Here is a 4,618-nt window from a genome sequence, read left to right on the forward strand (position 1 = left end):
CGGTTTGGAGCGGTGTCGTGCCTGTTTCTTTTCGGCGGTAAATCCGACCTTTTTACCGCATCCCAACTCCGACGTCACCACCTTGCGGAATGCCCGTCACCGGGCGCGTCTGCACTCGCCCTGCGGGCTCGTTCCGACGCGCCCGGTGACAACCTTCAATATCGAATCAGAAGACCTCGGGACAGTCCTGCAATACAGGAGTTGCTCCGCATCTTTAAGCTACGCCGCCGTTTAGTGCCGGTTTTAGACAGCCGTTCACATGAGCACGGCGGTCCGGATTTGCAGCAGGTTGTGCACGTACCGAGGCCGCCAAGCCATCTGCTGCCGTTTGACGAATCGCTTGCTGACCACCTGGTTGACGGCCGACTCGACAAAACCTGATGCAATGGGCTCCCCATGCCGATAGCGGTCACCGTAGTTCACGATGAAGTGCCGGTTGTTGGCGAGGTAGACAATGAACTCCTCGAGCTTGCCAAGGAGTTTGGTCTCCTCGGGGCTGGCCTCAGCTTCTCCAGATCCCAGCTCAGGCTTTCCAGTCGGCGCAACGCCGGATGGGGGCAGCCATGCCACAGGTGTCACTTGGCGCCATGCAGCGCCTTGATCAAGGCGGCGTTACTAGGGCCGTCGCAGTGTGCCGACCTGCCCTTGATCATCTGTTCGAGGTTCTGTCCCCGCATGGCGATGTGGAACCAATCGAGAACCTACTCACCGCGGTCACCAAAGCCGAGTTGGGCAAACCGTACGGTATCCCCGCCGTCCGACAGGAACGTGACCGGCTGACTGGGTTGCACACCTTCTCGCAGCAGGCAGTTCCACATACGATCGGCCGGTCGGCGCTCCAGCTTGTGCATAGGCAAAACTATGGCCGGCATCCTGATCGCGCATTGACTTCCCGACGATCACTTGAAACCAGCCGTCGTGGCGCCGGTGGCCGGCCCTCCGAATGTAGTCGCCGTCAATACCGACCGCGCGGACCGGACTGGACTCCGGGATCTCGGGCAGACCGACACTGGCGGCCACCTCCGCCTGCTGCCGTGCGTCGGTGATCTGTTCGGCTTCCGGCCGGCAACCGAGCGTGGTGACCTGGTGCCGAATTGAGCTGGCTGCCAGCACATGATCGAGCGGCAACACTTCCTGCAAGACGTTGACGGTCAGGCCATACGACATCAACGCTGCAAACTTGACCTCGAGATACTGCAGTTCTGACTGACCCGCTCAGGCAAGCATTTAGCGACCGGACTGAAGGTGGGGGCGTCGCCGTATCTCGTGGCGCCACCACGCGTTGAAGTCATACACATAGACGAAGCCTTCGTGTTCGCGGAGACGAAACGCAGTCAGTGACAGTTCGTTTGCCGCGGTAGAGAACGCCCTCATGCGCTTCGCCGTAACGCCTGCCACGAATGCTGAACGTGCGCAGATGCTTTTGGCCCAGCCGATGACTACCTGGATGACATTGTGCAATTGTCCGAGCGTCAAGTGCTCTGGAACGAGGACGCGTCGCAAAACCGGCGGGCTCAGGCCGCGCAGAGCAATTCGAAGTTGCAGGACGGAGGTCGCCGGCGCCGGATCGGGAACCATGCGCGCATTGTAGGTGCCTCATTGTCCTCTCAGCAGTGGCCCGGTCGTATGCCCCCGTTGCTTTGGCGCGGTCTCCTTTCCGGTGCTGAGCGGCATCGGCAGAGCACCAGACCGGGCTCCCCCGCTGCAGCGCCCGCATTCCTGCTTGGCTAGTAAATGTGGACCGCTCCCTACTCGGGCATCTGGTTGGCTGAGTTAAGCCCTCTCCTAAACAACTTGAGCGTACGTGCGGCCAACTCCATAGCTTCGTCCACGTTGGCCCTTGTCCGTGCCATGTGGATGGACAATCGATCAAGCAGATCGGGGGTCTCTAGGATCCTGACGCACTGGGCATAGGTGTCAGGGTGGGCCAGTGTCGCAATGTCTTTCCCGAGAAGTAATGCCCCCGCGTCGTCAGTGTCGTAACCTAATTCCGTAAGCAGGTTGTCACCTAGCTCGAAGATGCGGTCAAAGTTGCCTGCGTCGGTATAGGCTCGCATCAAGGTCAGCAAATCATCCGCGTCTTTCGTGCTTTCACCCCACCTATCTTGCCATGCGAAAAGTTTGAGCAAGGCGAGTCCAGAAAGCGAGGCCACATTGACGACGAGCCCGTCCGCCACTTCGACCTGTTCCGCAGCCTCCGCAACTTCTGGATATCCCGCCACGTTCATGAATATCTTCATGTCGGGAGGCCAACCAACGCGGTGTTCAGGCGTCGCTACCCCACCGAACGGCACGAGGTCTAGTGGGTAGGGAGGCTGATCGGCAATCTGATAGTAAAGGCGGTGCTGGATGTCACCCGATACCCGAAAACCTTCGATCCGACTTAGCTCGTCCCGGATCTCGTCAAAGTGAGCCCAGTTCTCGACTGCAAGTGCAAAATCAACGTCCTTGGTCGCTCGGGTGGCTCTAAGACCATGAACATGGATCAGAAGGATATCTCTTGCCGTGGCTCCCACCACGAAGTATGTCAGGCCCCGTGCTTTGGTGACACCATCGACCGCGCGGAGAATGGCCACAGTGGTCGGGTCGAGCGGCCGGTCAGAATTGATCGAGAACATGTTGAAGTTCTTCTTTGCGGATTTTCGCTGCAACTTCCAGGTTCCGGGAACTGAGGCTCGCCATGAGATCCGCATAGACCAATACGGCCGGGGCAAGCTCTGACCGCTTTGTGTTGCTACTTTGAGGCTCCCAAAACGCATCAAGGATCTCAATGGGGCCGTTTGTATGCGGACGGAGTCGATGCGTTTGCACGAGCTGCTTCACGCTTTGTGCCATGTGCCCTGGTACCACATATAGCGTCTGGGTCTCGGGTCTGAGATAGGCCGTCATCTTCTCGGCTGCGACTTCCCCGCCCCAGTAGACATTTTTCAATTCTGCGAGCGACGTGTCCTGCCACCAATCGGGATGCGGCGCTGCGAAACGCCGAGCGTGCAGTCGCGGCCGGAGTATGGTCGGATAGTTGGCGACCCATTCGTCGAGCAACCGATCGGGTGCCGTCAGGCGCCGACGTGCCGCCGTAGCCGCCTCCACCAACCACCCGCGCTCGGCTAGTTCATTGAACACGCTGCCCACCGAGCCGAGTGCGATGCCGCTAGCTTGGGCAATCTCTCGATAAGAGGCCTGCAATAGCGAAGGCCGGCAAAGCAGCGCGAAGATCATCCGTTGCGCCGTGGGATTTCCTCCCCCGTGCATCCTCACCGGGGTCGATGCTTCATCGGGACGCTGGCCACTGACAAATATATAGAGGTCGTCCGCGTCAATGTGTGCATTGCCAGCCGTGTCGATGAACTGCAACCCGATTTCTTTGCACTGATTTGCAAGATACGGAGTGAGGTACTGCGTAACAAGAAGCCGAGGACCGCGCCCGGCCGATTTGGCGCGTGCGAGGGTCAGTGCAGTCGCGCTTCTGATCGAACTCTTCCATTCGACTTCATAGCGACGGCAGACGTTGTGCCGAGTCAGCACAATGTGGCCATCGGTGGCGGTTGCATCGTCCGCGTTCGCGCGCTGAAATTGGCCTTCCAAGCCGGCAGACCGACGAAGTGCCGCCAAAGCCATATTGATCGTGTCGCGCGTTGCTTTCTCAGTCATGCCCGTGTGTTCAGAATTCTAGTTTGTTCATTCAATCTGAACGAAGTCTAGCACTGAACAGCATTTCGTTCAATTTGTCATAGGGTTCGTGAAGCATGAACAATATTAAGTATTGAACATTCCTTCCCCATATGGTTCCAGGTAGCCGACGCTCTGCGCTGTTCGCCGATGTGGCAAGTACATCATGTGTGCAAGGAGCGCGGCCGCCCCGGACAAAATACCCATAAGCTCCCGGCATCGCTTGTCCACCAGCTTATTGCGTCGCCCCGTGTGCAATCGACAAATCCCCGTCCCCCCTGCTCCCTTTCTTGTACCGCCCGCTCCCGCGTGAGGCCTGCTCGGCCTTTTGGTGCGGGGTGCGCTCCCGACCGATCCCGCGCAGCGCTCGGTGACGCTGGCCCGCTCGCGCTCGAATTCCTGCAAGGAGGCCTTCTTGCCAACGCCGGCAGCAAAACGGTAGGTCACCCTCGCCTATGCAACTGCCCGAGTTTGGGTCATCCAAGTGGTGACGAAGCAAGCCAAAAATCTCAGCCCTTGCTTCCAAAATTGGACAGCCCGCCAGCGTCACGCAAGCCGCGTCAACTGCGGGACTGATCAGGTCTTGCCCGAGCTCAAGACTCCCTGCAACGCGCACGTGGCTGTTTGTCAGCATCCGTAGTGTCGGCAGAAATGTGCCCATTGTGAAGGCGGTTGTGCATCGTCTCGCGGCGGATCAACACATTGCCGCGGGTTCCTCAGCCTCGAAATATCTCAATAATCTGGTCGAGCAGGACCACCGCAACATCAAGTCCCGGACGAAAGTCATGCTCGGCTTCAAACGTTTCAGGAACGCAGCGATCACTCTCTCTGGTATTGAGTTGGTACATCGGATTCGCAAGGGCCAATTCGGCCTCGCGAAGCTCGACCTCAAAGATACCACTGCGCCCGCAGTCTGGGAGGCCGTCCTGTCTGCTTGATGAGGTATCCT

General features: G+C 58.7%; 3 protein-coding genes and 2 pseudogenes. 1 reads left to right on the forward strand and 4 read right to left on the reverse strand.

The window, feature by feature from the left end:
* Positions 1–261 precede the first annotated feature (261 nt).
* From A3A5_RS44720 to A3A5_RS38455, 4 genes and pseudogenes are all read right to left on the reverse strand, one after another.
* A pseudogene (locus A3A5_RS44720) lies at positions 262–1,247 on the reverse strand (ISKra4 family transposase); the annotation flags it as partial.
* The gene (locus A3A5_RS38445) at positions 1,228–1,578 is read right to left on the reverse strand and encodes a hypothetical protein (RefSeq protein WP_018310985.1); all 351 of its coding nucleotides are present in this window, start codon (positions 1,576–1,578) and stop codon (positions 1,228–1,230) included. The pseudogene A3A5_RS44720 and the gene A3A5_RS38445, both read right to left, overlap by 20 nt.
* Before the next feature lie 170 nt (positions 1,579–1,748).
* On the reverse strand, positions 1,749–2,618 hold the full coding sequence (locus tag A3A5_RS38450) for a nucleotidyl transferase AbiEii/AbiGii toxin family protein (protein ID WP_018310986.1): 870 nt from the start codon (positions 2,616–2,618) through the stop codon (positions 1,749–1,751).
* Positions 2,599–3,651: a type IV toxin-antitoxin system AbiEi family antitoxin gene (locus A3A5_RS38455; RefSeq protein WP_018310987.1), complete on the reverse strand. Its 1,053-nt coding sequence runs from the start codon at positions 3,649–3,651 to the stop codon at positions 2,599–2,601. Before A3A5_RS38455 ends, A3A5_RS38450 begins: the two co-directional genes overlap by 20 nt.
* A 743-nt stretch (positions 3,652–4,394) precedes the next feature.
* Between A3A5_RS38455 and A3A5_RS38460 the strand changes: the two are divergent.
* Positions 4,395–4,607, forward strand: a pseudogene (locus A3A5_RS38460) (DDE-type integrase/transposase/recombinase); the annotation flags it as partial.
* Between the last annotated feature and the right edge of the window lie 11 nt (positions 4,608–4,618).

It is taken from the genome of Cupriavidus sp. UYPR2.512 (genome assembly GCF_000379565.1).
GTDB lineage: Bacteria > Pseudomonadota > Gammaproteobacteria > Burkholderiales > Burkholderiaceae > Cupriavidus.